The sequence below is a fragment of the Cohnella sp. CFH 77786 genome, assembly GCF_019400745.1.
In the GTDB taxonomy this organism is placed as follows: domain Bacteria; phylum Bacillota; class Bacilli; order Paenibacillales; family Paenibacillaceae; genus Cohnella.
On sequence record NZ_WJIB01000002.1, the window covers coordinates 422,393 to 447,036 of the forward strand.

Sequence of the window (24,644 nt, forward strand, 5' to 3'; positions counted from 1 at the left end):
TAGCAATATTGCGATCATGTTCCCATCATAACCCCGCGGCAAAAGCAACTTCTACAGTAAAATGATTCGCCCGATGGTACGATATTGCGGTCAATCGAAGTACAAGCGGTTCAGGACGAGAGGATCGCCTTTGCGGAACGCGCCGGGCGTGAGTCCGGTATGGCGGCGGAAAGCTTTGATGAAGTAACTGCCGCTCGAATAGCCGACCCGCTGCGCGATCCGTTCGACGTTCTCGTCCGTTTGCCGCAGCAGCTCCATGGCGCGTTCCGTTCTCACCCGGTTAACATATTCGTTCGGCGTCATGCCTACGGCGGAGGAGAAGGAACGCAGAAAATGGTATTTCGACAGCCGTAGCTCGTCCGCAAGCTGTTCGAGGCTCAACATGGAGGCATAACGCGATTCGATGATCGAAACGGCTGTCCTGATTTTGGCGGGCCATTCGGACCGGCCGTGCAGGGCATAGCGGCATAATCCCGTAACGAATTGATAAACGAAGGAAGACGAGTGATAAGGGTCCGTGATCCGTCCGGCTCTCGCCTCCTCGTAGATGTGCAGGAGAAGCCGGATCGGTCTGCTTCCGATGGGCAGCGCCGGAGTCCGTCCCAGCTTGGCGACCGCTTCCTGCCAATTGGGCAGCACCAGGCGGGGACGGAAGAGAAGGAAGGCGAATTCCCAGGCACGCTGGTCTTCCGGGAAATAATACCGATGATCGCTGGGGATTTCCGCCAGGAACGCCTGGCCGGGACCGATCCGGGAGACGTTGTCACCGTGCTCGAAGATGCCTTCTCCTTCCAATGTATACTGGAACAACAGCAACGGTCCGTCCGTCCGGGTCATCCCGTCCCACCGATAACCGGTATCGTGAACGCGGTCGAAGCCGACGGCGAAGAGACTGCACAAGGCGAGCTCCGGGAACTCGGAGTACCGAAAGCCGTACGTTCCGTATCCTGTCGGGCGAATGACGAACAACTCCATTTCTGTCGCGCAGGCTGGTTTTGACACCATTGTAGCAGAAAGAACGGGACGGATTGCAAACGACGGACAAGATTCCTATCGCCCGCGCGTCATTCCTGTTGTAGACTAGTCCTGATCGAATATACGGGTCGAACGAATCCGGAAGGGGAGGGTTCGTTCGCGGAAAGGGTAGTGCCATGCGACCGACCGTGCAATCCGTCATCGACGCTTTGATCGAACCCGCAGGCGGGCTCGAACGGACCGTCGACGCTTTGCTGTTCGGGAAGCCGCAAACGGAAGTAACCGGTATCGCGGTTTCCTTCATGCCCACGCAGAGGGTATTGGAACAGACCATCGAACGCGGCGCCAATCTTCTGATTACGCACGAAGGCCCCTTCTTTTCCCACCAGGACGGAACCGGTCTTCGTATGGCCGATTCCGTCTTCAAAGCGAAGAAACGATTCATCGAGGAGTCGGGTCTTGCCATTTTCCGATTCCACGATTATTGGCACCGGTACCGGCCGGACGGGATCATGGAAGGGCTGATTCATGCGCTTGGCTGGGAGCCGTACGTCCTTGAACATCGGGAAGCGGCGGCGATCGTGAGGATTCCTGCCGCTTCCGTCCGGGAAGTGGCCGAATACGCCAAGCGGCGGCTCGGCATCCCCTACGTCCGGGCGATTGGCGACTTGGACATGAAGTGCAAGAAGCTAGGGCTGCTTGCGGGATACCGGGGAGGCGGAGATCTGTCGATTCCGCTGCTCGGGCAAGAAGATGTCGACCTCATCCTGTGCGGAGAAGGTCCCGAATGGGAAACGCCGGAATACGTTAGGGATTCCAATCGCCTCGGCAATCGGAAGGCGTTGATCGTCCTGGGCCATGCGGAAAGCGAAGAGCCCGGCATGAAGCTGCTGGCCGATCGGCTGCAAACGAAGTATCCCGGAATACCGGTACATTTCCTGAAGGAGGAGCCGGTTTTTCGGGTGATTTGAGTGCAGGTAAGCAGGGACCGCAGCGAATGATTCGTGAAGCCATGGCCTCGGTTACCTTTTGTCGCATCCCGGCGCGTCCTGGGGATGCGGCTTTTTTTCTTTAGGGTGAGTGATTTACATGGGATGGTGGAAAAATGTAGCGAGTGGAGGAGGGGGTAATTTAAAGATGAGAACGGCCGTGTTCCTTATTCTCGTGATTGCGATTGTGACAACCGCTGTTCCTTCGAAGGCGGATCGGGTTCCGGTGCAGAGACTTCATGACTCGGAAGGGGACGAACTGGATGATTCGGTGTTCTGACGAAAGGTGGTGCAACATGAAACGTAGGATTTTCGTCATTTTGATTTTCAGTATGCTTATCTCGACTTCGCACTCCTTTGCTGCCTTTGGTATAGAAAGACAGCCCGAAAGCCCGCCTTCTTACGCGAAATGGGGCAATCTGGCCGTCCTGGAAACGATGAAACGATACGGCCTGCCCATCATTGATTATTTACATGTGGGTCGAACCGACATCTCCGCGTCAGTTGCGGAGGAGAAATTCAAACTTTGGCTGAGGAGACGGGATGGCAGAGAATTCGGCGTGTACGTCACCATCCGATTTGATCCGGTCACGGAGCGAGTGCTGTCGGTCGGATTTGAAGAAACCTAGCCTTGAACCGAATGCTTCGGAGGTGTTTTTTTCTATGGCTGACTAATTCGCATCCAACAGCTTGTAAACCACTTTCCGATTGATTCCATCAAGATTAGCCGTTCGATTGGTATCGGCTCCCTCTTCAGCACTCCATCCCGGCGCGAATTGCAAGATTTTTTCGGGCAATTCCGTCGCCACAACCCGATCCTTGGTCAGCGTTACATTGAATGAATACTTTCCATGATCAGGCATTACGATTCTGTATGAAATTTCATACAGATTTAGATTTACGGGCAGGCCCCTCATCTGACTCGCTTTGCTCGATTCTTCAGAGCCCTTCGCCAGTCGGGAATCATGAATCGTGGTTTGTTAAATGGTCAGCCGTCGTTTTTTTAACAAGCACGAACGACCCCCAAATAGCCGGATTACTCGGTGCATATTGCAGAATGGTTGGCGACTTGAAAACAGCAGACAAATATCTCCCTATTGCGATTTATCGTTTTAACGAAAAAAAGGACAACAAAAAATCTCCTGATCAACCGGATTGGATTCGCACATCTGCTGCAATATGAGGGGCGTTATGATGATGCGAATCGCATGTTTCTCGAGGTGATCGAGGATATCCACCATGATGATCAATCGAAGGAACTCCTTGATTTTGCCTACCAGCACTTCGGCAAGTGTCTAGTTGAACAACGAAAATATCCGGAAGCCATGGAATACTTTCAGGATGCTTTGCTTCTAAAGAGAATCTAAACCGGATAAAGTGGATCTCATGAATGCAACCAGACACGCAATCACGATCACAAGGAGTTTTTTGCGAGATGGCAGTTAGGAGGTGAATGGCTCAAGCACTTAAGGTTTGATCCGTTCGTTTTTGTAACATCGGGCAGCTTGTAACTTTTTTTCTTGAATGGGGAAGCCCATTCTTGTATTATATACCTAGATAATCGATGCATTGAAAAACTAGGTATAAGAATACGATGAAGGGGGCAGCGTTTTGACCATCAACAAAGAGCTTTTGAAAGGGAGCACGGCGATTCTCATTTTGACGATGCTCGAGCAGAGAGACATGTACGGTTATGAAATCATCAAAGAAATGGAGCGGAAATCGAGCGGGGTTTTCGCTTTTAAAGAAGGGACGCTCTACCCCATTCTTCACGGTTTGGAATCGGAAGAACTCGTGACCGCGTATTGGCAGACGCATGAATCGCGGAATCGCAAATACTATCGGATCACGCCGAAAGGACAAGCATCTCTTCAAGAGAAGAAAAGGGAATGGAGATTGTTCCGGAACGCCGTGGATGGCGTTCTGGGGGAGGGCACGGTATGAAAAGCGCAAACGACCATCCGGAAATCGAACGTTTCCTTGACGCGGTTTGCCGGCAAGTTAGAGCGAAAACCCTTCATGTTCAAATCAAGGAAGAATTAGCGACCCATCTGCAAGAACTCGTCGAAGAGAATCGGGCGGGCGGCATGAACGAAGCAGAGGCGGTTCATGCTGCGGTCTCCCGCATGGGCGAACCTGCCCGAATCGGGCGCGAATTGGATCGCGCGCACCGCCCCAGGACGGATTGGATCCTGATTGCTTTTATTGCCGGCCTGACTGCACTCGGACTCCTTGCCCTTTACAACTTTCAGATGCAAGGATCCGGACCTGCTCGTTACGTTAACTTTTTCGAGAAGAAGACGATTTTCACGGGAATCGGCGCGCTTTTGATGGTTGTGTTTTGGGTTATCGATTATGAGAAAATCAAGAAGCTTTCGGGGTATCTTTTCGGATCAGGTGTGCTGCTGCTGATCGGGGTTCATGAATTCGGCCACTCGATGAATGGTCAGACGGCTTGGTTCGAAATCGGTCCCTTTGGCATCTATGCCCCAATCGTGTCGATATTGCTCTTCGTCGTCGGTCTCGCCGGAATCAAACCGCTGAGGGAGCAGGATTGGAAAGGCGGCCTTCTGCTGATCGCGTATCGCGGAATCATGCCGGTACTGCTGCTTTTGAAGGTAAATGTGGTGACGATGGCCGTTCTCTACGCCTTGGTTTTTATCGTTTATCTTGGGTTGACCAAGAAACATGCATGGCAGGTTGTTGCTTATACCTCAAGCGGCGTTTTGTTGGTTGTTTGGACGCTTTTAAATAGCCATTATGGGTTCATGCGGGCATTCGGGTTTCTGAATCGGTTTGATGATCCTGGAGGCGGCGATTACATGGTTACGCAGTCTTTGAATGCTATGCAATCTGCCGGGTGGTGGGGAAACGGAGATTCGAATGTGCGTATTCCATCTGTCCAAGCCGAAGGGTTCCTTCCCTATTTCATTTCCTATTTCGGTTGGGCGGCGGGAATTCTCCTTATCGCGGTCATACTGGGTTTCATCGTCAAGACGGTCAAATCGGCAGCTTCGGTTCGGGACGATTATGGCAAGCTATTGTTCGCGGGCATCGCTTCTTTCTTTGCCATCCAGTACGCATGGGGGATTGCCATGGTGTTCGGCTTTGCTCCGTTTGTCGGAATCTCGCTGCCGTTCTTAAGTTACGGAGGGACCGATCAAATCGTTCAATTCGCCGCGATCGGACTGGTTCTTGGCATTTACCGCCGCAGGGACATGGTGGCGGTATCCAAGCCGGCGCAGCGCAACAAATAAAAGTGAAAAGCACAGCAACTAACTCCCATTTTCGGTGTCTATTGTTATGGGAGTTTTTTGCTGGGTTTGAAGATCGCGCGATGCGGTTGCATTTGCGATAGTGGGAATACGGAATGCAATTCCACCATTAAGATAGAGGTGCAGCATGAGAAGCATAAAACCGGGCCGCGGCCCGTCTGCCATGGGGGCAGCCGGAAGCCTTTTCACGGCTGTGTTCGGGGTCATATGGACGATCGGTGCCGCAAGCATGGGAGCGCCGTCATTCTTCGTCTTGTTCGGCGTCGTTTTCATCATCATGGCGATCGTGCAGGCGGTCTACCATTTCAACAACGCGACAGGAAAGAACCGGATGTCCGAGTACGACATCACGGACCCTCATGAGGAACCGGATCCGTTAAACGAGAGGTTCGGCTCCAAGCAGAGAAGACGCTATACGGACGATCCGGTTAACACGGATCCAGGCGAAATCAACTACTGCCCTTACTGCGGCAACAGGATCGCCGAAGAATCCCACCGATTCTGCGCGAATTGCGGCAGGGAAATCGGAGCTTGAAGGGTACCGGCATCTTTTTCTTGAAATGATATCGATTTGTTCAAGAAGAGGAAGGTTCTGAACGCCGCTTGCGGGGATGGCAGGAACGTTATTTTCGGGACGACGGGCCGGGCTACAGATGTTAAGACATCAGTAGCCTGGCTCGTTTTTGTTGTCGCTGCTGCCGCGCGGTGCATTAACGTTTCGGGGACTATTGTTAACGCAGCCAGGATCGCCGAACGCAGTTTTTCGTTTCGTTTTCATAGATTGCCTGACCTCAAACATAGACGAATCCCGTCCCGGGAAATATGCCGTTGATCGAAATCCGTACCCACTGGGCAGCCATCGGATTTAGGTAAACGCCATCCATGACTATCCGTAAGGAATAGCGATTCGTTGGAATATCAAGAACCGTGGAGAGTGCGTAGTACAGGCTCTGCTGCCGCTTCATACAATGCAATTATAAATACAAGACACAGGCAGAGGGAGGTGAAACCGTCCGGGGCAGCTTGTCCCCTACCAAAATTCCTGCCATCGATTTCGAGATTGGAGGACAACCGTATTCCGAAAAGAGGTTAGGCGATGTGAACGACTTCATGATTTTTACAACGATTGCCGCCTTTATCTGCACCATCGCGTTTATTTTCTGGCGTCCCCATGTCCATGAGGCGATTCCGGCCACGATCGGCGCGGTCATCGTCCTGCTCAGCGGCAGCGTTTCGCTGAACGATCTCGGCGTCATAATGGAAACGATAGGCGGCGCGGCCATTACCATCATGGCCACCATCGTGATGGCCATCGTGCTGGAAAGCTTCGGGTTCTTCCACTGGGCGGCCGAGAGGCTTATGGAGAAGGCGAGAGGCTCGGGAGTCCGATTGTACTGGTACACCAACCTGCTATGCTTTCTTATGACCCTGTTCGTGAACAACGACGGGAGCATTTTGATTACGACGCCGATTTTATTAATGCTGCTGTACCGGCTGAATCTCAAAAATCATCAAAAAATTCCTTATTTGCTGTCCGGTGCGCTTATCGCGACCGCGGCGAGCGCGCCGATCGGAGTCAGCAACATCGTCAATCTGATTGCCCTCGAAATCGTCCACATGGACCTCTACATGCATACGGCGATGATGTTCATTCCGGCATCCTTGGGACTTGTCCTCCTCGCGTTTCTGCTGTATCTCAATTTCTATCGCGCGATTCCGCGCAAACTGCCCGTTCTCCGGCTGAGACATTGGCATTTGACGGCGAGCGGTCATCCGCTCAAAGACGATGCTTCGCCGATCCCGATCGAGAAGAGATCCCGGTTCATGCGAAACATTCTGCTGTTCGTATTCGGCGTCCGAATCAGCCTATTCGTTGCCTCTTACGTTCATTTTCCCGTACCGCTCATGGCGGTCATCGGTTCCGCCTTTCTGCTGGGATGGCGTTGGTACTTCCTGAAAATTTCTCCCCGCGACATGGTCAAGAAGACGCCCTGGCATATTCTCCTGTTCGCGTTCTCCATGTATGTCATCGTTTACGGCTTGAACAATATCGGACTCACCCGGTGGCTGGTCCACGAGCTGCACCCGGTCGTATCGGGAAGTTTGTTGCAAGCCAGCCTCGGGATGGGCTTCCTCCTCTCCGTGTTGTCCAACGTCTTCAACAACCACCCCGCTTTAATGATCGGGACGCTGACGTTAACCAACATGGGGCTCGATCCCCTGACCTTGAAGATTTCCTATTTGGCGAGCGTCATCGGGAGCGACGTAGGCTCCCTGCTGTTGCCGATCGGGACGCTGGCGACCTTGATGTGGATGCATATCGTCAAGAGAGGCGGCATCAAGATCAGCTGGGGCGATTATTTGAAGGTGACGTTCCGGGTGATTCCGATCAGCGCTTGTTTTACGTTAGTCCTTCTTGCGTATTGGGTGTACTGGGTTTTCTGATTCAATTAAAAAAACAGCCTTCCATTCGGAAGGCCGCTCCAAAAGAGGTGCGCCGTGCACACAACCAATGTATGCCGTTTCGGCTTGATGAGCTTGTGTGATCATACAATAAGGTAACCAACCGGCATATCGGCCGACCCGTTTATCCCGATGCCTCAGGCGCTGCCTGGGGCTTTTTTTCGCGATAAGTGTTGATAGGCGGGACTGCTTTCGGCTACGATGGAATCAACGCCACTTCCTGATCTGTCAGGCGCTGGAATACATAACGTGAGAATCTCGGCCTAGCAGCTTTGCGGCCTTTGCATGTCTACATTATGAACAAGAGGTGGAGTGTCATGAGAAGCACGGGAATCGTTCGGTTGGTCGATGAGCTTGGGCGGATCGTCATGCCGATCGAGCTGCGCCGCGTGATGGAACTGAACGAAGGGGATCCGGTCGAATTCTTCGTCGACCGGGAGCATAAGCAAATCATGTTCCGTAAATACCGGACGCAAGAGTGCCTGTTTTGCCAATCGACCGACGAATTGCGATATTTCAAAGAGCGTTTTATCTGTTCCTCCTGCATCAGGGATTCGTTACCGGGATCGCCGTCCGGTTCGTCCGCGAAGCGGGAAAGCGCGGCGGCATCGGATGTTCTCACGGAAGAGCTTCCGGTGGGTGACCTCCCTTCCGCAAGCGAGGAGAATCGGAGGCGCAAACGGGGAGAGACGTGGAATCGGCTTGCCGAGGTGATGAATGCCCATCCCGACGCTTCGCAAAGCGAATGGGCGCGGATGATCGGAATCTCCCAGAGCCGCGTAAGCCAGCTGCTCCGTTCCCTGAAATAAGCCGTTTGCGGCCGGAAGCCGGAAGGAGAAGCGCAAGTTGCTGTATTTGATCAAGTTCCTGTACAGTTTCGTACTCCCGCCAGGTCTATTTATCATTTTGTTCGCCGTCTTGGGGGTTTGGATTTGGATCCGCGGAAGGCGGCGGACAACGGGCATCGCGATACTGGCGGTGACGATTATGCTCTATTTGTCGAGCACCGGCTTGGTGAGCGGTGAAGTCATGCGCTCGTTGGAGCGCGATTATCCGCCGCCCGCGAAGATCGACGGCGATGTCATCGTCGTGCTGGGCGGCGGCGCGACGGCGGATACGCCGGACATTGACGGCCAGGGCAACCTGCTGGGTTCTGCGGCGAACCGGCTCTTGGCGGCGGCTCGGCTGCATTTTCAGACCGGCTTGCCGATCCTGTTCTCCGGCGGGCAAGTGTACGCGGACACGGGCAACGAGGCGGACATCGCCAAGCGCCAGTTGATCGGCCTGAACGTACCGGTGAACCGGATTTTCGTCGAGAACCGCTCCTTGAACACCGAGCAGAACGCCGAATACGTGGGGCGAATGCTGCAGCAGCTTCATTGGAAGAAACCTGTGCTCGTCACTTCGGCCTTCCATATGAAGAGGTCCGTGCTGCAATTCGAGAAAGCGGGGATGACCGTGCAGCCTTATCCCGTGGACTATCACGTGAGCGAAAGGGGTGTTTTCGGTTTGAACAAGCTGAGTCCGTCCTCCGAAGCGCTGTCCAACATGGGCGCGAGCCTTCGGGAGTATCTCGGTATCGCGGCCGCCCGGCTGAAATCATAAACGTGTTTTCCGATTCATAATTCTCCGGCAAGGGGAATACATTTATAAGCGCATCAATTCCTTGCCTGGATTGCAGGGCAACCGACAGGAGGTCGTGCGGCATGCCGAAAGCGGTCGATGTCAACCTGGATGCGGAAGAAATGGTGCTTAAGCTGGAGAAGGAATCTTCGCCTAGAAGGATCGAGTACAGCAAGCTGGATCGGTTGGTGAAGGTGAAGGAGCCGGTAAAAAAGCTGTTTCGGACGATCGAAGTGAAGGGATTGCAAGTGCATATCAAGGGAATGGAAGAACCGGTCATCATCTCAAGCGACAAAGTCGGGGATTACGACAACATCGAAGAGTACTTGATCAAGGTCGCAGAGAAATACGAGGTTGCGGTGGAGCAGTAGTCGACGATCGGATGGCCAATGTTCTAGCCCCTCTCCGGACTCCATGTCCGATAGAGGGGCTTATTTTTGCTATAATACCGGTTGCCCGCGATCCAGCAAGCTTATCGGGATTTCGTCCGTCAATCGTTCTGCGCAGCTTCCTGATTTGATTTTTCCACGTTCTTTTTCTCTTGTTTGACCTCGCTGTCATAGGCCACATAAACCAGATCCTTGTTATGGGTTTCGAAAGTCAGTTCGGCTTCCTGCCCGTTGTCCGATGCCACCCTAATGACAATGACAAGGTGTTTCCCCCTGGCTTCCTGCAGAACGTATTCTCCGGATATGACCTTCCCGGACACAAGCCGATATTTTTCCGCGGTCGACTTGGCAAGGGATATAAAATCCTGGTAGTCTTTCAGATATTCCAAAGGTTCAACAGTCTCGCTTGAATCGTCCCATCTGGAAGCGGAGTAGGATTCGCCGGTTACGGCATCCAGTTGGAAAGAATAGAACAGGGTATCGTTAATATTCACTTCTCCGTACCACAATGCGCGTGATTGATAATCATCTGCCGGGATATAAGTCATATAGATCGTTTGGTTATCGAAAGTTGCGGAATATAACCGCCATAGATTCTGCGCGCCCAGCTCCGCCGCCTTTTCCATGGACATATCTTGCGCCGGAGGTTTATCCGGAGTTTCTACGAGCTTCACCGTATATTTAGATTTTACATAGCCATCGGGTACATCCGGATGGCTTGACCCTGTAATCGAATCTAGGTTATAGGTGGTAGGAACCGTCTCCGAATGATGAAAAATGGCTAATTTTGCCGCTTGCGTAGACCCGGAAAACAACAATGTGCAAAGACCAATCGCCGCAACCGCTCCGAGAGCCATTTTTTTGCCTTCATGTTTCGCAGCTTTTTTCATGCCTGAATTCTCCTTCACTTCTTATTGTGGTGATCACAAGAAGAAGTATAAAGTCGTCCCATCACCAACCGGTCACCGACTTATGTTGAAGTTGTAAAAGTTACTTTGACGGCAGTGCCCGAGCCGGGGTGCGAGGAAAAAGCAAGTTCGGCGCCATGACAGAAAGCGATTTGCTCGCAAAGCGCAAGTCCCAGCCCTGCTCCTCCATCTTTCCGGCTGCGCGATGGATCCGCCCTGTAGAACGCCTCGGTAATATGACTTAACTGCTCTTCCGTCATTCCTTTCCCATTATCCTGAACGGAAATGACTTTTTTTCCGTCCTCCCAATAGGCGCTCAGTTCGACTCTGCCTCCCGGACCGCAAGCTTTCACCGCGTTATCCGTCAAATTAAGCAGCAGGCTTTCCAATAAATCGCGATCGCCGGCGAGCTTGTCGATCTTGCTGCTCCATTTCAGTTCCACTTCGTTCATCGACGCTTTTAGGCGAATCGTTGCTTCCGTAGAGCGAAAAAGCTCCGCAATCACGACTTCCTCGCGCTTAATCTCGCTGTGGCGAAGACTCGCAAGCTCCAGAAGCCTGAACGCGATATTCTGAAGCCGTCTGCTCTCCGACATGATATAATCCGTAGCCGTCAGCTTATCTTCATCCGTGACCGGCGCCTTTTGGATGTATTCTGCATACCCGTAGATGGAGGTCAAGGGAGTTCTGAGCTCATGGGCCAGATTATCGATAAAGCGTTGTCTCTGTTCTACGGCGGCAGCAAGCTGCTTCATCTGGTTCTGGATTTCCCCGGCCATTTCGTTAAAGCTCTCCGCCATTTCCGCCAGCTCGTCATGTCCGGCAACGTTCAACCGATTTCCGTATTCCCCCTTCGCAATGCTTCGGGAAGCCATGGAAAACTGCTTCAGAGGTTTGAAAATACGGGTAAGCAGCAACAGGAGGCTAGCGGCAAGCAAGGCCGAGAGGATCATGCCGATCGCGAACAGCGTTGTTGTCATCCGATTCCATGACGCGGCAGCTTCCGATAAATCATAAAGATAAGCAAGCGCATATGCTTGATACGGAGCCGGAAGTTGCCCGGAGATTTTGATATATTCTTTGCTTTTTGACTTTTGCATCGTAACCGTCCGGGTTCCGGCCGCCGGAACATCGGACTTGCCGGTCAAGCGTTCTTCTTCCGGCACAGTGGAATAAAGCGGCTGGCCGTCTTTCGAGATCTCCAGCAGAACATTCTGTTTGGCGTAGTATTTGGAATAAGATTGAAACAACGTCTGCATGGCCGGTTGAAGAGGCGTTCCCCTGTTTTCAACCGCAAATAAATCTTTGGATAATGCAGAGACGATAAAATAATGCTCCGCCAAGGACCGTTCCCGCAAACTGTCCATGCTGCTTTTCAGCGTAACTACCGAAAAGATAAAGATGCTGCCGTTGAAAAACAAAAGAAACAGCATCAGGGTCATCAGGTACGTTTTCAGTTTCAAGGTTAGACCTCCAGCCGATAACCCAGTTTGTAGACGGTTTTGATACGCTCCTCCAACCTCAGTTTTTTCCGCAATTTTTGAATATGCACATCCACGGTTCTTGTGTCCCCTTCATAGGCATAGCCCCAAGCCAGTTGCAGTAGCTTTTCCCTCGATAATGCGATATTTCGGTTTTTGATGAGTACGTTCAGCAGCTCGAATTCTTGCGGAGTACATTCGACGAGCTGTCCGTTGTCGAATATTTGCCTGCTGTCCAAATCGATTCTTATGTTGTCCAATTGATAGCAATGGCTGTCTTTCAGCGTTCGACGCAACACCGCATCCACGCGGGCCAGCAGTTCCAGCATTTCAAAAGGCTTGGTCAGATAATCGTCGGCCCCCATCGTCAAACCTTTCACGCGATCGGACAAGCTGCTGCGGGCCGTCAGAAAGATCGTGGGGATATTCCGGATGGTTTCCAAGACTTGAAATCCGTCCAACTCCGGCAGCATCACATCCAGCAGAATCAAATCGTACGTTTGCCGTTCAATTTCCGTAATGGCGGCTTTTCCGTCAAAAACCGAAATGCAGCGATGGCCGACGAGCTGTAAGCTTCTTTTGATTAACTCATTGATAGGGATTTCGTCTTCTACGATCAATATCGTCGCCATTCTTGTTCCCTCACTCACTCATAATACGTCCGGAACACGATGTCTTGGTTGTAGTTGCCGAAGCCGGCCCCGTACAGCGTGAAGCCGCCGACGTTTTTCGCCGTTTCCTCGACGCTGAACCGGAGCTTCCAGCTGTTCCGGTCCACTTTCAAATCGTTCAGCGTCACGGCCGAGATCGGCTCTCCGTCGATGAAGGTTCCTTCTTCGCCGATTCGGAGCATCTTCAGGAACCCGTATTGGTTAATGGAGCTGGACCACCAATCCGGCGAGAAGATCCCCCGTCCGTTCCCGGAATCGCCCGGACTTGTCCAATAGCCTACGAACGTGTCGTTGAGGTGGAAATGGATGTCCGAAGGCCAATTCTCGGCGATGCCCGGGGCCTCCGAGCCGATTTCCATCGAGATTTCGATCTCCGTGATGTTCTGCGAAGAGAGCAGGTAATTCGGTATCGTGTATTCTACGAATCCGCGCCCGAACCACAGAATGCCCGCCGCCATCCGCTGCGGGTCATGGAAGGAACGAGGTTCGTCGAATTGGCCGATCATCTTCTCGGGCGTCGCCAAGCCGCACGTCGGGTGGATCTCGAACCGCGTGTAGTGTCCGACGGGGATCGATACTTCATGGAACGGGCGGGCGTTCGTCTTCTTGGCGGGAAAGAGCAGCTCGACGCCTTCCGCCGACAGGGTGTTCATTTTGTGGGTGCCGCCTTGGATGCGGACCATCCGGGATTCGACGATGCCGGCGGCTTGGAGCTTGCGGATGTGGGATGTGACGATCGCGCCGCTGATGTTAAGCCTGGCCGCTAGATCTTTGTTGTTCATCGGTTGAACCGCGAGCAGGTCGATCATCTTCAATCGGACTTCGCTGGCCAATGCTTCGTATAAGGGGAGCCATTCCGGGCTTGTCGTCGCTTTGATCGTGTTCATGGATGAGGCAGCCTCCGCTTTAAGGATAAGGGATTGATCGCCCGATTTGTCATTGCGGTTCGTGGAAATCTATTTTATGATGGAATTGAATTAATATATGGATTATACCATTAATAGAAACATTAATTCAATGGAGGGACAGTTACATGAGCAACCGCGTCATCATTAATGCCGACGTAGCCAAAGGCAGGATCAACAAAAACATTTACGGCCATTTCGCCGAGCATCTGGGCAGGTGCATTTATGAAGGGATCTGGGTCGGGGAAGATTCGCCGATTCCGAACACGAACGGGATCCGCAATGACGTGTTGGAAGCGCTTCGCGGGCTCGACATCCCGCTGCTCCGCTGGCCGGGCGGCTGTTTCGCAGACGAGTACCATTGGAAGGACGGCGTCGGTCCGCGCGAGTCCCGCAAGCGGATGGTCAATACGCACTGGGGCGGCGTCGTCGAGAACAACCATTTCGGAACGCACGAGTTTCTGATGCTCTGCGAAATGCTCGGGTGCGAGCCGTACATCGCGGGGAACGTGGGGAGCGGCACCGTGCAGGAGATGCAGGAATGGGTCGAGTACATGACGTTTGACGGAGAATCGCCTATGGCGAACTGGCGCAAGGAGAACGGCCGGGAGAAGCCGTGGAAGGTGCGCTATTTCGGCGTCGGGAACGAGAACTGGGGCTGCGGCGGCCACATGAGGCCGGAGTATTACGCGGACCTGTACCGTCAGTATCAGACGTATGTCCGGAACTACGGCGACAACAAAATCTACAAAATCGCGTGCGGAAGCAACGATTTCAACACATATTGGACGGAAGTGCTCATGCGGGAAGCCGGACGGTACATGGATGGTCTCAGCCTCCATTACTACGTCGTCACGGGACCGGCCTGGGAGAACAAAGGCTCCGCCACCGAATTCACGGAGCGGGAATGGTTCACGACGCTGCAGAAAGCATTGAAGATGGATGAGGTGCTCACCCTCCATTCCACCGTCATGGATAAATACGATCCCGAGAAGCGGGTCGGCTTGATCGTCGATGAATGGGGCACCTGGTTCGACGTGGAGCCGGGCACGAATCCGGGATTCCTGTACCAGCAAAACACGCTGCGCGACGCTCTGGTCGCCTCCGTCACGTTCGACGTTTTTCACCGGCATTGCGACCGCGTGCAGATGGCGAACATCGCGCAGACCGTTAACGTCCTTCAGGCGATGGTGCTGACCGAAGGCGAGAAAATGGTGCTGACCCCGTCATACCACGTGTTCGAGATGTACAAGGTGTTCCAGAACGCCACGGCGCTGGATCTGAACGTGCAAAGCGGTTTCTATGACATGGACGGCCAGTCGATCCCGAGCGTAAGCGCTACAGCCGCGAAATCGGAAGACGGCACGATCTGCATCGGACTCACCAATCTGAGCCACAACGAGGAAGCGCAAATCTCGGTGGAGCTCCGCGGCGATGCCGGGGCGCGCGCGTATAGCGGCAGAATCCTGACTTCCGCGGCCAAGAACGACCGCAACACGTTCGAACGCCCGGACGCGGTGAAGCCGAAGCCGTTCGTTCAGTTCGAAACCGCGGGCGGAGTGCTCTCCGCGAAGCTGCCGCCGATGTCCGTCGTCGTGCTCGAAGCGAAAGCGCAGGCATAACGCCGCCATGGCGGAAACTTGCAAAGGCTGCTCGGCGGACGTGAACGTCTCCGCGCAGCAGATCGCAAGGATGCTGAAGCATCTGGAGGACGGGGAATTCGAGCGCGTGCCGGACGACGTCTACCGGACGCGGCTCGATGCCTGCTTCGCCTGCTCTTCGCTTCAATATGGGACCACATGCAGCCATTGCGGCTGTATCGTCCACATTCGGGCGAAGCTGGCGGACAGACGTTGTCCGAAACCGGGTACGCCTCAGTGGTAGGCGAAGCAGCATGATGGAGAAGGGAACCTAACGTCCGCAAACAGAGGCGAAACTTGATACCGTGCAATCCGATAAAGCCGCCCCGCGAGAACGATGGAGGGCGGCTTTATGATCGCGGCGTCGGCCGCCGTGAACGAAGTCGGGTTTAGCGATACTTTTCTGAAACACTTCGATAAAAGCTATCCGTCCGAACAGGACGGCGCAACCGGTTGTTTTGGGAAGCGAGAGGGGAGCGGTTAAAGGACTGGCGCTCAGATGGGACGGCTGTCGCGCAGTCATCGCGATGAAAGGGAAAACTGCCCTCTATTTTTGCGTATTGGCCGCATGACTTCCGGAGACGTTATTTTTGCGAAATCCCCGACTACGGGCGCCTTAGTGAGTTACGAAGACGTTATTTTTGCGAAATCCCCGACTACGGGCGCTGTAGTGACTTCCGGAGACGTTATTTTTGCGAAATCCCCGACTACGGGCGCCGTAGTGACTTCCGGAGACGTTATTTTTGCGAAATCCCCGACTACGGGCGCCGTAGTGACTTCCGGAGACGTTATTTTTGCGAAATCCCCGACTACGAGCGCCGTAGTGACTTCCGGAGACGTTATTTTTGCGAAATCCCCGACTACGAGCGCCTTAGTGACTTCCGGAGACGTTGTTTCTGCGAAACCCTTAGGCGAGCTGTAGGTATAGTTGAGGAAGCAGAACCGCGCAAGCGGTCTTACTTGTTTCCGAATAAGATCTCAGCGGTTGGACAAAATGAAGGAAAGTTCCCGGCATCCGAAAGAAGGAAGCGAATAGATGATGGACACGTGATGATCCTTACGAATGACGTAACGGCCAAGATCGATCGGCTGACCCGGCAAAACGAAACCTTCATGAAGGAGATCAACCAGATCAAGTCCATGCTGCAAAGTGATCAATCGCAATCGGATATGCAGTCTTCCGAGGAAAACAATCAACAAAGCAACCAGCAATACAACCTGCAAAACGATCAGCAAAACAATCAGCAAAACAACCAGCAAAACGATCAGCAAAACAACCAGCAAAACGATCAGCAATACAACCAGCCATACAGCCTGCAAAACGATCAGCAAAGCGGTCAGCAAAACCAATTGGATCAATTGGCGGGGGATTTGCTGAAAGTGAAAGACATGATTCAAAGCGTGGAATCGGGAATGTCCCAGTACGTCCGTTCTCAAACGTCGGGACATTTAACCGAGAAAGACGTGGCCCAGCTGATCCTGACCGTCATGGACGGCATGATCACCTGGGCAAGCGATTATGTTTCCTCGCATTTGCAGACGCAGAGCAGCGAATAGCGGGATTCCGTCCGATCCGTCCGATCCCGGTTGCCAGCAACCGGGATCTTCGGCATGCTCGGAAACCGGGCAGGAGCTTCGGATCCGAACGCCGTACCTGCCCACACGGGTCCGCTTTGTCCCGCATAACCTGATCGAAATGGACGAATTACCGAAGCCTGCGGGAGGCGAGCTGGTTTGCAGAAGAGGAGTACGATCCGGCGGATCCGCCCTGTTCGGGGTGATTACTGGGACCTGATCACCTTGCGGTTTCTGATGAAAGAAAAGCCGAAGATCCTGTATCGAGGCAAGAGCCGGTTTCAGAACATCGTCATGCTGGAAACGAAGGACATCCGGCTGTATCTCGACAAGCAGCTGCAGTTCAGCTCGGTGGATGAGCGGGTCTACCATGAAGCGTTGGTCCATCCGGCCATGAGCATGACGCCGATCCGCCGCAATGTGCTGATTCTGGGCGGGGGAGACGGATTCGCCCTGCGCGAAGTATTGAAGTACAAGGACGTCCGATCGGTTGACCTCGTCGAGCTGGACCCTAAGATGATCGAGCTTGCGAAGAGCAAGCCGGTCTCCGAATTGAACGGGCGTTCTCTCGCCGACGAGCGGGTCCAGGTTTACGTGATGGACGCGAGGAAGTATCTCGCGGGCAGGCTGAAAGCGGGTTCCAAAAGGTATAACGTCATCATCCAGGACTTTCCCGACCCGGCCGACAAGACGCTCAGCAAGCTGTACACGAAGGAATTTTACCAACAGGTAGGCCGGCTCCTCGCTCCCGGCGGCAAGCTCGTCGTCCAGGCCAACTCGACGGAGGATAAGCCAAGCGTGTATTGGAGCATCTACCACACGTTGAGAAGTCTCGGGATGCATACGAGAAGCTATTACGTATATGTGCCTTCCTTCGGGGATTGGGGCTTCCAAATCGCATCCTATCGGAAATTCGACCCGAAGGGACATCGTCCGGTGGTCGAAGCCCGAACGCTTCCGTCCCGTCTTTCCACCTTGTTCAAGCTTCCGAAGGAGCTGCTCCAGGGGAGAAGAACGGTGCAGCCGAACAGCTTGAAAAATCTCCGGTTGTTTCAATATTTCCATCGGGATCAGAACGACGACTTATCGCATTTGAAATGAACAGGCCGGGGGGGACGGGGCGTCCCTCCGGTTTTCCGATGTCAAAAAAGAGACAGGGTCTGGATTCTCCGCATCGCTTCCCTCAGTCGTTCTTCGCTGGTGAGCAATCCGAGCCGGACATAGCCTTCGCCGCAGCCGCCGAATCCGCTGCCCGGAACCGTCATCACCTGGGCCTTGCGCAGAACGAGATCCGCGAATCGGGTCGAGGAGAAGCCGGGAGGCGTTTTCACCCATACATAGCAGGTACCTTCGCAAGGTGCGGCTGACCAGCCGATTCTCCCCATATCGCGGAACAGAGCGTTTCGGCGGGATTCGTAAAGGTCCGCCAGCTCGCGCACGCACTCCTGGGAGGAGGTCAGCGCCGCGATCGCGGCGTCCTGCACGGCGCCGAACACGCCTAAGCCGGCATGTGCCTGCAAAGTATTCAGGAGCCGGATCGCCTTGCGGTTCCCGAGCGCGAACCCGATCCGCCATCCGGCCATGTTGTAGGCGTACGACAGGGAATAGAGCTCAATCCCCGTTTCCTTGGCGCCGGGGCGCGACAAGAAGCTGACCGGCTTCTTGCCGTCGAATCCGATCGCGCCGTAGGAGAAGTCATGCACGATGAGGATCTTGTTGTCCTCCGCGAACCGGATCGCTTCGTCGAAGAAGGACGCCGGCGCCAGGACGGCGGCCGGGTTGGCGGGATATCCGAGCAGCATCAGCTTCGCTCTTTCTCTCTGGTTACGGGAGATTTTCCCCAACTCCGGCAAATAGGCGTTGTCCGCCAGGAGCGGCATCGGAACGGAGGAAGCGCCGGCAAGCGCGATGCCGGGAGCGAAGCTCGGGCTTGCGGGATCCGGCGCCAGAACGGCGTCTCCAGGACCCAGCAGCGCCGCCGCCAGTTGAACCCATCCCGAACGGAAGCCGGGAAGCACGGCGACTTCCGTCTCGGGATCCAGGTCTACGCCTTGTTCCGACCGGTACCATCGGCAAATCGCTTCACGCAGCTCCCGCTTGCCCGGCGCGAGCGGCCAGCCGTCCTGCTGCTTCGCGGCGGAGGCTTGCAATGCCTGAATGACATGGGGCGGGGGGGGCATATCCGGAATTCCTTGTCCGAGCCGGATGACGTCGCATCCTTGACGTTCAAGCCTGTCGGCCGTGGACGCGAGTGCCGGGAAGATCGGAAGGGGCAGCCGTTTCAGCCGTTTGGATGCGGCGGTATCGAGCTTATTCTTCATAGGGATCAGTCGTCTATGATTTCGATCCCATGGAGACCGCGAATCAATCGGATGGCGGACAGCTCCTTGGGCTTAAGCTTTAGCTTCAAGTATTCGATCGCCAGTTGCGGAATTTTGTCGTAACCGCACGTGAAACAGTCGATCGCCGCGAATTTTTTTTCCGGATAGGTGTGAATGGACATATGGCTTTCCGACAGCAGGAGCAGAATCGTGCAACCGAATGGGTCGAATTTCTCGCTGCTCACGGACAGAACTTTGGCCCCGCTATGCTCGGCGGCCTCGATCATATGCTGTTTGAGCAGCTCGAGGTCGTTCAGGACGGAGAATTCAACACCCCAGAAATCGGTGATGATATGCCTGCCATAGGTGGAGTACTGCATCTTTCCTGTTCACGCTCCTTCGAGTTTAGACCTTAGCTGCCTCCTGTAATCCAGGGTCATCAGCCATAGCTTGTAAATGACGGCCGATTCGAACAGAACCATGAGAATCGAGCTCGCGACCGTTCCTTCCGGGATGAGTCCGAATACCGGCGCGAGGATGAAGACGAACATTTGAAATTCGATTCCGCTCACGAGATGGAGCCTCACCCTTCTCTTCAACAGGAAGGTCCGGATCGGCAAATACGAGGGGTGACGGGCGATGACTTCCCGAAGGAATTCCTCCGAGTTATCCGCCCCGAGCTTGTGGCGCATCGTATTCAGAGATTTGTAGACGAGAAGCGAGTTCATATACCGGGTACTGTCGAGGAAACACACGAGGGCCGCCAGGTAAAAAAAAGCGATGTCCCCGGTCTGCCCGTACTGGCCCAACATCAAGGCGAACGCGCAAATGGCGACACGAGTGCGGTCCAGAGCGTAATCCAGCCATGCGCCGAAGACGGAGCCGGTACCCTTGAGCCGGGAGACTTTACCGTCCATGCAGTCCAGCGTGAAGCTGAGGTGATACAGAACCGCGCCCGCCAAGATCCAGGAGTAGGTGCCGCGATAGAAACAGAAGGCGGAGATCAAGCCGCACGCGAAGGCGGATAAAGTCAGCTGATTCGGCGTGATCCGGGTATGATTCGCGAGGGGGAGCATCAACCGGGCAGCGACGGGATCGACGAGATAGACGGTCCACCAGGCGTCTTTCTTTTTGAAGGCATTCCGGACGTCTGTCATCGAATATTTGGCGTCAGCCAAGAGAGGTTCACTCCTTATCCGGCCTAGGCTTAACGCGGGGTTGTAAAAACGGCGTCCAGCACGCGGCCGATGTGATCGGCCGTGAGCTCCGTTTCGTTAAGCACGGTGTACCTGTTCCGCAGCGTCGGCGCTTTCCGGATGGCCAAGATCATCTCTTCCTTCGAATAGCCGAGCTCCTCGTAATGGGTGGGAAGCCCGAACCGCACTAGATAAGGGCGCATGCTGCTGCCGGAATCGCGGTTGCCTTGCAGCCATTCCGCGATCAGCAGCCCGATGGCCACCTGTTCGCCGTGAAGCGCTTTGCCTCCGCAATAGGCGTCGAGCGCGTGGCTGATCAAGTGCTCCGATCCGCTGCAAGGCCGGCTCGAACCTGCGATGGCCATGGCCATGCCGCTCATGATCAGGGATTCCGCGGTCACCCGCAGCAACGCTTCCTTGCTCTCGTTTCCGTGGTCCGCCGCGTGGATGAAAGCTTCGATCGCATGATCCGCGATAAGACAGGCAAAAGTGTCGATTTTCTCGCGGGCCGCCCGATGCGCCAGCTTCCAATCCGCGAGCGCCGTCTTGTTGGACAGCAAGTCCCCGATGCCCGCAGACCATAGCCGGACGGGAGAGCCCGCTGCCACTTCCAGGTCGATGACGACCGCCCACGGCATGGTGCCCGCGATGCTGATGCTCTTGTCCGGGCTTACGCGCACCGAGCCGACCGGCGAGCAGATGGCGTCGCCCGACAAAGCGGTCGGGACGAGCATCACGGGCACGTTCAATCTTGCGCCGACGACTTTGGCCGCATCCAGCGCTTTGCCGCCGCCGACCCCGATGATCATTTCGGTAAAATGGCTTTGCGCTTCCGCTTCCAGTCGGTCGATCGTCTGCAAGCTGTTGTCGGGGCATACGAGGCGGTTGATTTGCGAAGGCTTCAGCTTCAGCTCCTCGATCAGCCGCTCTCCGATCTCATAGGTCGGACCTGCGCCGCTAAGCAAGGCGATCCTTCGTTCCGCCGCCTCCGCATAGATTTCGCTGGCGCGCAGCCGGCCGAATGCCCGGGGTTCGCAGATCAGATGGTTGGGGAGTAACACATTCTTGGCCATCGCGCTGCACCCCCGTCTTCAGGCTTCTGCCTTCTCGAAGTCGCTCATGTCGTCGATCTCGATCCAGGGGAAGCCGGCCGTGTCTACGACGCGGATGGGCACGACTTCCGCGCACGCCTCGAATACGCTCTCGTACCATTCGTTCGTTTCCCCGGCGTCGATGAGCTGGCGGGCTTTCCGATACAATACGACCAGATCGTCCGACGCCAACTTGGCAAGCCCGATATATTCGCCGTCTGCCTCCGCAGGACTCATACGCTTGTTCACGGACAACAGCCGGTCCCCGTTAAGCTTGACCTTCATCGCTTCCTCGGTGATTTCTCTCTGCCGATCGACAGCAATGCACGTAGAGAAGGGCGATTCCAAGACCCGTCCCAGAATCCGTCTGTCGCAGTGAAGGTCCGAATTCATCAGCAGCAGATCGTCTCCCACGGCTTGGGTGAGCATGAAAGAATAAATGTTGTTCATGGAATCGTAAAACGGGTTATAGATCAGATGGACGCCCGTTCCCCGGAAATGGTCCTCGATCTGTTCGATTTTGTAACCGCCTACGATGTAGATATCCTCGTACGAGAATCCCGACTCGAGCAAGCTTTCCGCCTGATGCTGCACCAACGGTTTGCCGTGAAGCCCGACCATTGCTTTCGGGCGGTTTATCGTCAAAGGATGCAAGCGGCTTCCCAACCCTGCGGCTAAAATGGCGACTTTCATGACGGTCCCATCCCCAGGTCGTTCAATTTGCGCGCATCGATCCCGATACAACGCTCGAATTGCTGCAGAAGCGCCGCGTTCCTTGGATATTCGAGGTATTTTTCCGCTAACCGGATCGCCCGGTGGGGAAATATCTGATCGATCAGCAGAAGCGTGTATTCTTCCTCGGTGAGAGGGCTGGTTTCGCGGTAGGCGTGCACGACCCTGTCCAACCGGTCGCGAGACCAGTCGCCGAATGCATCGTTGATCCAAGTCACCAAGTGGGAAATATCCCGCATGGGCAATGCGGTGCTGACGGTATCCAGGTCGATGACCGTCAATTCGTTCCGATGATCGCGCAGCAAATTGAGGTGGGAATAATCGCCGTGGCCGAGTGCCGGGTCGTCCCGGTTCTCCTCCAGCAGCCTTCGCAGCGCCGTGTCCGGCAGCTTGTCCAACACCCAGTCAACGCGCAAACGAAGCCAGGGGTACTGATCAAGGAACGTCTGCGCGAAGGGATCGGGGTCCTGGACGGCCATCTTTCGGAGCCGTTCCATTTTCTTGATTTTTCTATTGTACACGCGGTTCCAATCGTAACGTCCGTCCGCAATCGGATAACCGGCGGCGGCATATCCGCGGGACGCTTCGTGAAACTCGGCGAGAAGCTTGGCCATTTTCTCGATCATACCGGGCTCCGTATAGTCGGGGTGGGTACCTTCGAGCCAAGGAAACAACAGGAAGCATCCCTCGTCGCGGGGGACGGACGCGTCGCCTTCCAAGGGAGGAATAACGGTGGCGACGGGAATTCCTTTCTTGTGCAAATAATCGTTAACCATGGCGATCATTCGGCCTTTGCCGCCTTTGGCCACGAATTTCAGCGCGTATTCGGCGCCGGACGCATCATGGATTCTCCATACCTGCCTGTCCGTTTTTCGCCTGACGCGAATCGCTTGATCCGCCGCAACCCCGTATTTCTCCCGCAGGATTCCGAGGATTTCTTTCTCGTCGATCTTGAGCATCTACCGCCCTCCTTCCCTGCAAGACTTTATTTATTTAATAAAGTATGACGGAACGCGCAGGGGGCTTGGACGAACGGCGATTCGAGCCGGAGGAAAACGAAAAGGGGCGGTTGGTGCCGAAGCGGACATGAAGAGGGAACAACTTGCCAAGGCTTGGATGATGGAATACAATAAACGTGTATAATACATCAATTGTAATATGCATATATTAGGGGGCCTTGATATGGAACGGGAACGGATTCTCGCTTTTCGCCATACCGTCCAACAGTTTATCCGATCCTTCGGGTTGCTGGAGCAGGCGACCACGCCTTGCGGTTTTTCCATGTCGTTGTCGCAAGTATTCGCCTTGCAGGAGCTGGAAAAAGAAACGTTAACGATCACGGAACTCGCTCTAAGGCTGCAATTGGAAAGGAGTTCGGTGAGCAGGCTCATCGACGGACTGGTGAACGGGGGATTTGTTTCCAGGGAATTAAACGCGAGCAACCGGAGGGAGGTCATTCTCGCGCTTACGGAGAAGGGGGAACGTTCCGTTCGGGCGGTACGCGACCAATCGGTTCGGTTTTACGAATCGATCCTGGGGCACATGTCCGAACCGGAACGGATGATGCTGTTCGAAGGTTTCCAATCCTTCGCGAACGCATTGTCGGAGGTGAGACGGTCATGAGCGATAAGGGCCCTAAGGATGACGATCGACGCCCTACGGCCGCGATCGCGGGTTCGGTTTCTTCCGTGGTGTTCTCCGTCCTGGCCTCCTCCCACCATTGGCTGCATATGGGGGTACTCCTCGTGCTGGGAAGTTCGGCGAATATGACGGCGACGATGACGGGCATGGTTTGGCTCCGCAGAGCGATGATTGCGATGACGATTCTGGCTTCGGCATATTCCGTTTTCCGGCTCTTGAAGCATCGGCGCATGCCGGCTTGGATGAACGGCCTGACGATCGCGTCGATCCTCGTCTCGTTCGCTGTCCTGGCCTATACGGTAGCGAGGTTCGGCTGGTAATGGATCGAAAGGGAATGGCGCGGGAGCTGGGCTGTAGAAAAAGCGTTCGCCGGGGCAAACTGCAATCGAAAAGAATATTTACCATACTTCTTGACATACCCTAGAGGGGTATACTATATTGGAATCAAGCAATCGGATCGACGATCCGGGCGAACAGAATGGAGGCATGCGATATGCAAAACGTAACGTTGAACGTTCAAGGAATGAGCTGCGGGCATTGCGTCAATTCGATCGAAGGAGCCGTGAAAAAACTCGGGGCCACCGCCAAGGTCGATCTCGGCGCGGGTTCCGTCGCCGTGGAATTCGACGAAAGCAAAGTGACGCTGGAAGCCATCAAGGAAACGATCGAAGATCAAGGTTACGACGTCGTTTCCTAAGCGCGGAGCCATCGCAGGATGGCTCTTCTCCTTCGGAACGTCACGTTCCTTCCAAGTCTTAAAGAAGATAAG

The 24,644-nt window shown here is 54.5% G+C and carries 28 protein-coding genes; 17 read left to right on the top strand and 11 right to left on the bottom strand.

Annotation, left to right across the window (positions count from 1 at the left end; genetic code table 11):
- Positions 1-90 precede the first annotated feature (90 nt).
- The gene (locus GE107_RS04635; RefSeq protein ID WP_219638306.1) at positions 91-975 is read right to left on the bottom strand and encodes a helix-turn-helix transcriptional regulator; all 885 of its coding nucleotides are present in this window, start codon (positions 973-975) and stop codon (positions 91-93) included.
- A gap of 176 nt (positions 976-1,151) precedes the next feature.
- Between GE107_RS04635 and GE107_RS04640 the strand changes: the two genes are divergently transcribed.
- The 9 genes from GE107_RS04640 (at position 1,152) to GE107_RS04680 (ending at position 9,696) form a co-directional block, all read left to right on the top strand.
- Positions 1,152-1,946: a Nif3-like dinuclear metal center hexameric protein gene (locus GE107_RS04640; RefSeq protein WP_219638307.1), complete on the top strand. Its 795-nt coding sequence runs from the start codon at positions 1,152-1,154 to the stop codon at positions 1,944-1,946.
- 314 nt (positions 1,947-2,260) lie between these two features.
- Positions 2,261-2,593 (top strand): DUF3889 domain-containing protein, encoded by a 333-nt coding sequence (locus GE107_RS04645; RefSeq protein ID WP_255570184.1) that lies wholly within the window; start codon positions 2,261-2,263, stop codon positions 2,591-2,593.
- Between the two features lie 982 nt (positions 2,594-3,575).
- Positions 3,576-3,908 (top strand): PadR family transcriptional regulator, encoded by a 333-nt coding sequence (locus GE107_RS04650; RefSeq protein WP_219638308.1) that lies wholly within the window; start codon positions 3,576-3,578, stop codon positions 3,906-3,908.
- Positions 3,905-5,221 (top strand): FtsW/RodA/SpoVE family cell cycle protein, encoded by a 1,317-nt coding sequence (locus GE107_RS04655; protein WP_219638309.1) that lies wholly within the window; start codon positions 3,905-3,907, stop codon positions 5,219-5,221. Before GE107_RS04650 ends, GE107_RS04655 begins: the two co-directional genes overlap by 4 nt.
- Positions 5,222-5,366: 145 nt before the next feature.
- Positions 5,367-5,774 (top strand): zinc ribbon domain-containing protein, encoded by a 408-nt coding sequence (locus GE107_RS04660; RefSeq protein ID WP_219638310.1) that lies wholly within the window; start codon positions 5,367-5,369, stop codon positions 5,772-5,774.
- Between the two features lie 575 nt (positions 5,775-6,349).
- Entirely contained in the window at positions 6,350-7,684 is a 1,335-nt protein-coding gene (locus tag GE107_RS04665) for an arsenic transporter (RefSeq protein WP_219638519.1), read from the top strand.
- Between the two features lie 335 nt (positions 7,685-8,019).
- Positions 8,020-8,511 carry an AbrB/MazE/SpoVT family DNA-binding domain-containing protein gene (locus GE107_RS04670; protein WP_219638311.1) on the top strand — a complete coding sequence of 164 codons (492 nt, stop codon included), beginning with the start codon at positions 8,020-8,022 and terminating at the stop codon, positions 8,509-8,511.
- Positions 8,512-8,548: 37 nt separating this feature from the next.
- The gene (locus tag GE107_RS04675; RefSeq protein ID WP_219638312.1) at positions 8,549-9,307 is read left to right on the top strand and encodes a YdcF family protein; all 759 of its coding nucleotides are present in this window, start codon (positions 8,549-8,551) and stop codon (positions 9,305-9,307) included.
- Positions 9,308-9,408: 101 nt separating this feature from the next.
- Positions 9,409-9,696 carry a hypothetical protein gene (locus GE107_RS04680; RefSeq protein ID WP_219638313.1) on the top strand — a complete coding sequence of 96 codons (288 nt, stop codon included), beginning with the start codon at positions 9,409-9,411 and terminating at the stop codon, positions 9,694-9,696.
- Positions 9,697-9,815: 119 nt separating this feature from the next.
- Here GE107_RS04680 and GE107_RS04685 read toward each other — a convergent pair whose 3' ends face one another.
- From GE107_RS04685 to GE107_RS04700, 4 genes are all read right to left on the bottom strand, one after another.
- Positions 9,816-10,604 (bottom strand): hypothetical protein, encoded by a 789-nt coding sequence (locus GE107_RS04685; RefSeq protein WP_219638314.1) that lies wholly within the window; start codon positions 10,602-10,604, stop codon positions 9,816-9,818.
- 80 nt (positions 10,605-10,684) lie between these two features.
- On the bottom strand, positions 10,685-12,085 hold the full coding sequence (locus tag GE107_RS04690; RefSeq protein WP_219638315.1) for a HAMP domain-containing sensor histidine kinase: 1,401 nt from the start codon (positions 12,083-12,085) through the stop codon (positions 10,685-10,687).
- 2 nt (positions 12,086-12,087) lie between these two features.
- Entirely contained in the window at positions 12,088-12,735 is a 648-nt protein-coding gene (locus GE107_RS04695) for a response regulator transcription factor (protein ID WP_219638316.1), read from the bottom strand.
- A 14-nt stretch (positions 12,736-12,749) separates the two neighbouring features.
- Positions 12,750-13,661 (bottom strand): ArsR/SmtB family transcription factor, encoded by a 912-nt coding sequence (locus tag GE107_RS04700; RefSeq protein WP_219638317.1) that lies wholly within the window; start codon positions 13,659-13,661, stop codon positions 12,750-12,752.
- A gap of 146 nt (positions 13,662-13,807) precedes the next feature.
- Here GE107_RS04700 and GE107_RS04705 point away from each other — a divergent pair, with 146 nt between their 5' ends.
- The 5 genes from GE107_RS04705 (at position 13,808) to GE107_RS04720 (ending at position 17,995) form a co-directional block, all read left to right on the top strand.
- Entirely contained in the window at positions 13,808-15,301 is a 1,494-nt protein-coding gene (locus GE107_RS04705) for an alpha-N-arabinofuranosidase (RefSeq protein ID WP_219638318.1), read from the top strand.
- Between the two features lie 7 nt (positions 15,302-15,308).
- Positions 15,309-15,563, top strand: coding sequence for a DUF6171 family protein (locus GE107_RS04710; protein WP_219638319.1), 255 nt, complete (start codon positions 15,309-15,311; stop codon positions 15,561-15,563).
- Between the two features lie 108 nt (positions 15,564-15,671).
- Positions 15,672-15,803, top strand: a complete 132-nt coding sequence (locus GE107_RS26375) for a hypothetical protein (RefSeq protein ID WP_255570185.1) — start codon at positions 15,672-15,674, stop codon at positions 15,801-15,803.
- A 566-nt stretch (positions 15,804-16,369) separates the two neighbouring features.
- Positions 16,370-16,876 carry a hypothetical protein gene (locus tag GE107_RS04715; RefSeq protein WP_219638320.1) on the top strand — a complete coding sequence of 169 codons (507 nt, stop codon included), beginning with the start codon at positions 16,370-16,372 and terminating at the stop codon, positions 16,874-16,876.
- A 177-nt stretch (positions 16,877-17,053) separates the two neighbouring features.
- Complete coding sequence (locus GE107_RS04720; protein WP_219638321.1) at positions 17,054-17,995, top strand: spermine/spermidine synthase domain-containing protein; 942 nt, start codon at positions 17,054-17,056, stop codon at positions 17,993-17,995.
- A gap of 41 nt (positions 17,996-18,036) precedes the next feature.
- On the opposite strand, the gene GE107_RS04725 is transcribed toward GE107_RS04720, so the two are convergent.
- Genes GE107_RS04725 through GE107_RS04750 form a run of 6 tightly spaced genes read right to left on the bottom strand, consistent with a single transcriptional unit; the run spans position 18,037 to position 23,193 of the window.
- Entirely contained in the window at positions 18,037-19,215 is a 1,179-nt protein-coding gene (locus tag GE107_RS04725; protein ID WP_219638322.1) for an aminotransferase class I/II-fold pyridoxal phosphate-dependent enzyme, read from the bottom strand.
- A gap of 5 nt (positions 19,216-19,220) precedes the next feature.
- The gene (speD, locus tag GE107_RS04730) at positions 19,221-19,595 is read right to left on the bottom strand and encodes an adenosylmethionine decarboxylase (RefSeq protein WP_219638323.1); all 375 of its coding nucleotides are present in this window, start codon (positions 19,593-19,595) and stop codon (positions 19,221-19,223) included.
- A gap of 9 nt (positions 19,596-19,604) precedes the next feature.
- Positions 19,605-20,393, bottom strand: a complete 789-nt coding sequence (locus GE107_RS04735; RefSeq protein WP_255570186.1) for a CDP-alcohol phosphatidyltransferase family protein — start codon at positions 20,391-20,393, stop codon at positions 19,605-19,607.
- Between the two features lie 29 nt (positions 20,394-20,422).
- The gene (locus GE107_RS04740) at positions 20,423-21,484 is read right to left on the bottom strand and encodes an iron-containing alcohol dehydrogenase family protein (protein WP_219638324.1); all 1,062 of its coding nucleotides are present in this window, start codon (positions 21,482-21,484) and stop codon (positions 20,423-20,425) included.
- 18 nt (positions 21,485-21,502) lie between these two features.
- The gene (locus GE107_RS04745) at positions 21,503-22,195 is read right to left on the bottom strand and encodes a phosphocholine cytidylyltransferase family protein (RefSeq protein ID WP_219638325.1); all 693 of its coding nucleotides are present in this window, start codon (positions 22,193-22,195) and stop codon (positions 21,503-21,505) included.
- The gene (locus tag GE107_RS04750) at positions 22,192-23,193 is read right to left on the bottom strand and encodes a phosphotransferase (RefSeq protein WP_219638326.1); all 1,002 of its coding nucleotides are present in this window, start codon (positions 23,191-23,193) and stop codon (positions 22,192-22,194) included. Before GE107_RS04750 ends, GE107_RS04745 begins: the two co-directional genes overlap by 4 nt.
- 223 nt (positions 23,194-23,416) lie before the next feature.
- On the opposite strand from GE107_RS04750, the gene GE107_RS04755 reads away from it, so the two are divergent.
- From GE107_RS04755 to copZ, 3 genes are all read left to right on the top strand, one after another.
- Positions 23,417-23,857, top strand: a complete 441-nt coding sequence (locus tag GE107_RS04755; protein ID WP_219638327.1) for a MarR family winged helix-turn-helix transcriptional regulator — start codon at positions 23,417-23,419, stop codon at positions 23,855-23,857.
- Positions 23,854-24,195 carry a hypothetical protein gene (locus GE107_RS04760; protein ID WP_219638328.1) on the top strand — a complete coding sequence of 114 codons (342 nt, stop codon included), beginning with the start codon at positions 23,854-23,856 and terminating at the stop codon, positions 24,193-24,195. The genes GE107_RS04755 and GE107_RS04760 overlap by 4 nt, the downstream gene beginning before the upstream one ends.
- A 173-nt stretch (positions 24,196-24,368) precedes the next feature.
- A complete protein-coding gene (gene copZ / locus GE107_RS04765; RefSeq protein ID WP_219638330.1) occupies positions 24,369-24,572 on the top strand; it encodes a copper chaperone CopZ in 204 nt (67 codons plus the stop codon).
- The last annotated feature ends 72 nt before the right edge of the window (positions 24,573-24,644 follow it).

Bases quoted from the DNA above. Each gene is read 5' to 3' on its own strand.
- GE107_RS04660 (WP_219638310.1), top strand. From the start codon at position 5,367: ATGAGAAGCATAAAACCGGGCCGCGGCCCGTCTGCCATGGGGGCAGCC.
- GE107_RS04715 (WP_219638320.1), top strand. From the start codon at position 16,370: ATGATCCTTACGAATGACGTAACGGCCAAGATCGATCGGCTGACCCGG.
- GE107_RS04740 (WP_219638324.1), bottom strand. From the start codon at position 21,484: ATGGCCAAGAATGTGTTACTCCCCAACCATCTGATCTGCGAACCCCGG.
- GE107_RS04755 (WP_219638327.1), top strand. From the start codon at position 23,417: ATGGAACGGGAACGGATTCTCGCTTTTCGCCATACCGTCCAACAGTTT.
- GE107_RS04695 (WP_219638316.1), bottom strand. From the start codon at position 12,735: ATGGCGACGATATTGATCGTAGAAGACGAAATCCCTATCAATGAGTTA.
- GE107_RS04670 (WP_219638311.1), top strand. From the start codon at position 8,020: ATGAGAAGCACGGGAATCGTTCGGTTGGTCGATGAGCTTGGGCGGATC.
- GE107_RS04745 (WP_219638325.1), bottom strand. From the start codon at position 22,195: ATGAAAGTCGCCATTTTAGCCGCAGGGTTGGGAAGCCGCTTGCATCCT.
- GE107_RS04725 (WP_219638322.1), bottom strand. From the start codon at position 19,215: ATGAAGAATAAGCTCGATACCGCCGCATCCAAACGGCTGAAACGGCTG.
- GE107_RS04645 (WP_255570184.1), top strand. From the start codon at position 2,261: ATGAAACGTAGGATTTTCGTCATTTTGATTTTCAGTATGCTTATCTCG.
- GE107_RS04680 (WP_219638313.1), top strand. From the start codon at position 9,409: ATGCCGAAAGCGGTCGATGTCAACCTGGATGCGGAAGAAATGGTGCTT.
- speD (WP_219638323.1), bottom strand. From the start codon at position 19,595: ATGCAGTACTCCACCTATGGCAGGCATATCATCACCGATTTCTGGGGT.
- GE107_RS26375 (WP_255570185.1), top strand. From the start codon at position 15,672: ATGATCGCGGCGTCGGCCGCCGTGAACGAAGTCGGGTTTAGCGATACT.
- GE107_RS04655 (WP_219638309.1), top strand. From the start codon at position 3,905: ATGAAAAGCGCAAACGACCATCCGGAAATCGAACGTTTCCTTGACGCG.
- GE107_RS04700 (WP_219638317.1), bottom strand. From the start codon at position 13,661: ATGAACACGATCAAAGCGACGACAAGCCCGGAATGGCTCCCCTTATAC.
- GE107_RS04635 (WP_219638306.1), bottom strand. From the start codon at position 975: ATGGAGTTGTTCGTCATTCGCCCGACAGGATACGGAACGTACGGCTTT.
- GE107_RS04705 (WP_219638318.1), top strand. From the start codon at position 13,808: ATGAGCAACCGCGTCATCATTAATGCCGACGTAGCCAAAGGCAGGATC.
- GE107_RS04760 (WP_219638328.1), top strand. From the start codon at position 23,854: ATGAGCGATAAGGGCCCTAAGGATGACGATCGACGCCCTACGGCCGCG.
- GE107_RS04710 (WP_219638319.1), top strand. From the start codon at position 15,309: ATGGCGGAAACTTGCAAAGGCTGCTCGGCGGACGTGAACGTCTCCGCG.
- copZ (WP_219638330.1), top strand. From the start codon at position 24,369: ATGCAAAACGTAACGTTGAACGTTCAAGGAATGAGCTGCGGGCATTGC.
- GE107_RS04665 (WP_219638519.1), top strand. From the start codon at position 6,350: ATGATTTTTACAACGATTGCCGCCTTTATCTGCACCATCGCGTTTATT.
- GE107_RS04750 (WP_219638326.1), bottom strand. From the start codon at position 23,193: ATGCTCAAGATCGACGAGAAAGAAATCCTCGGAATCCTGCGGGAGAAA.
- GE107_RS04685 (WP_219638314.1), bottom strand. From the start codon at position 10,604: ATGAAAAAAGCTGCGAAACATGAAGGCAAAAAAATGGCTCTCGGAGCG.
- GE107_RS04640 (WP_219638307.1), top strand. From the start codon at position 1,152: ATGCGACCGACCGTGCAATCCGTCATCGACGCTTTGATCGAACCCGCA.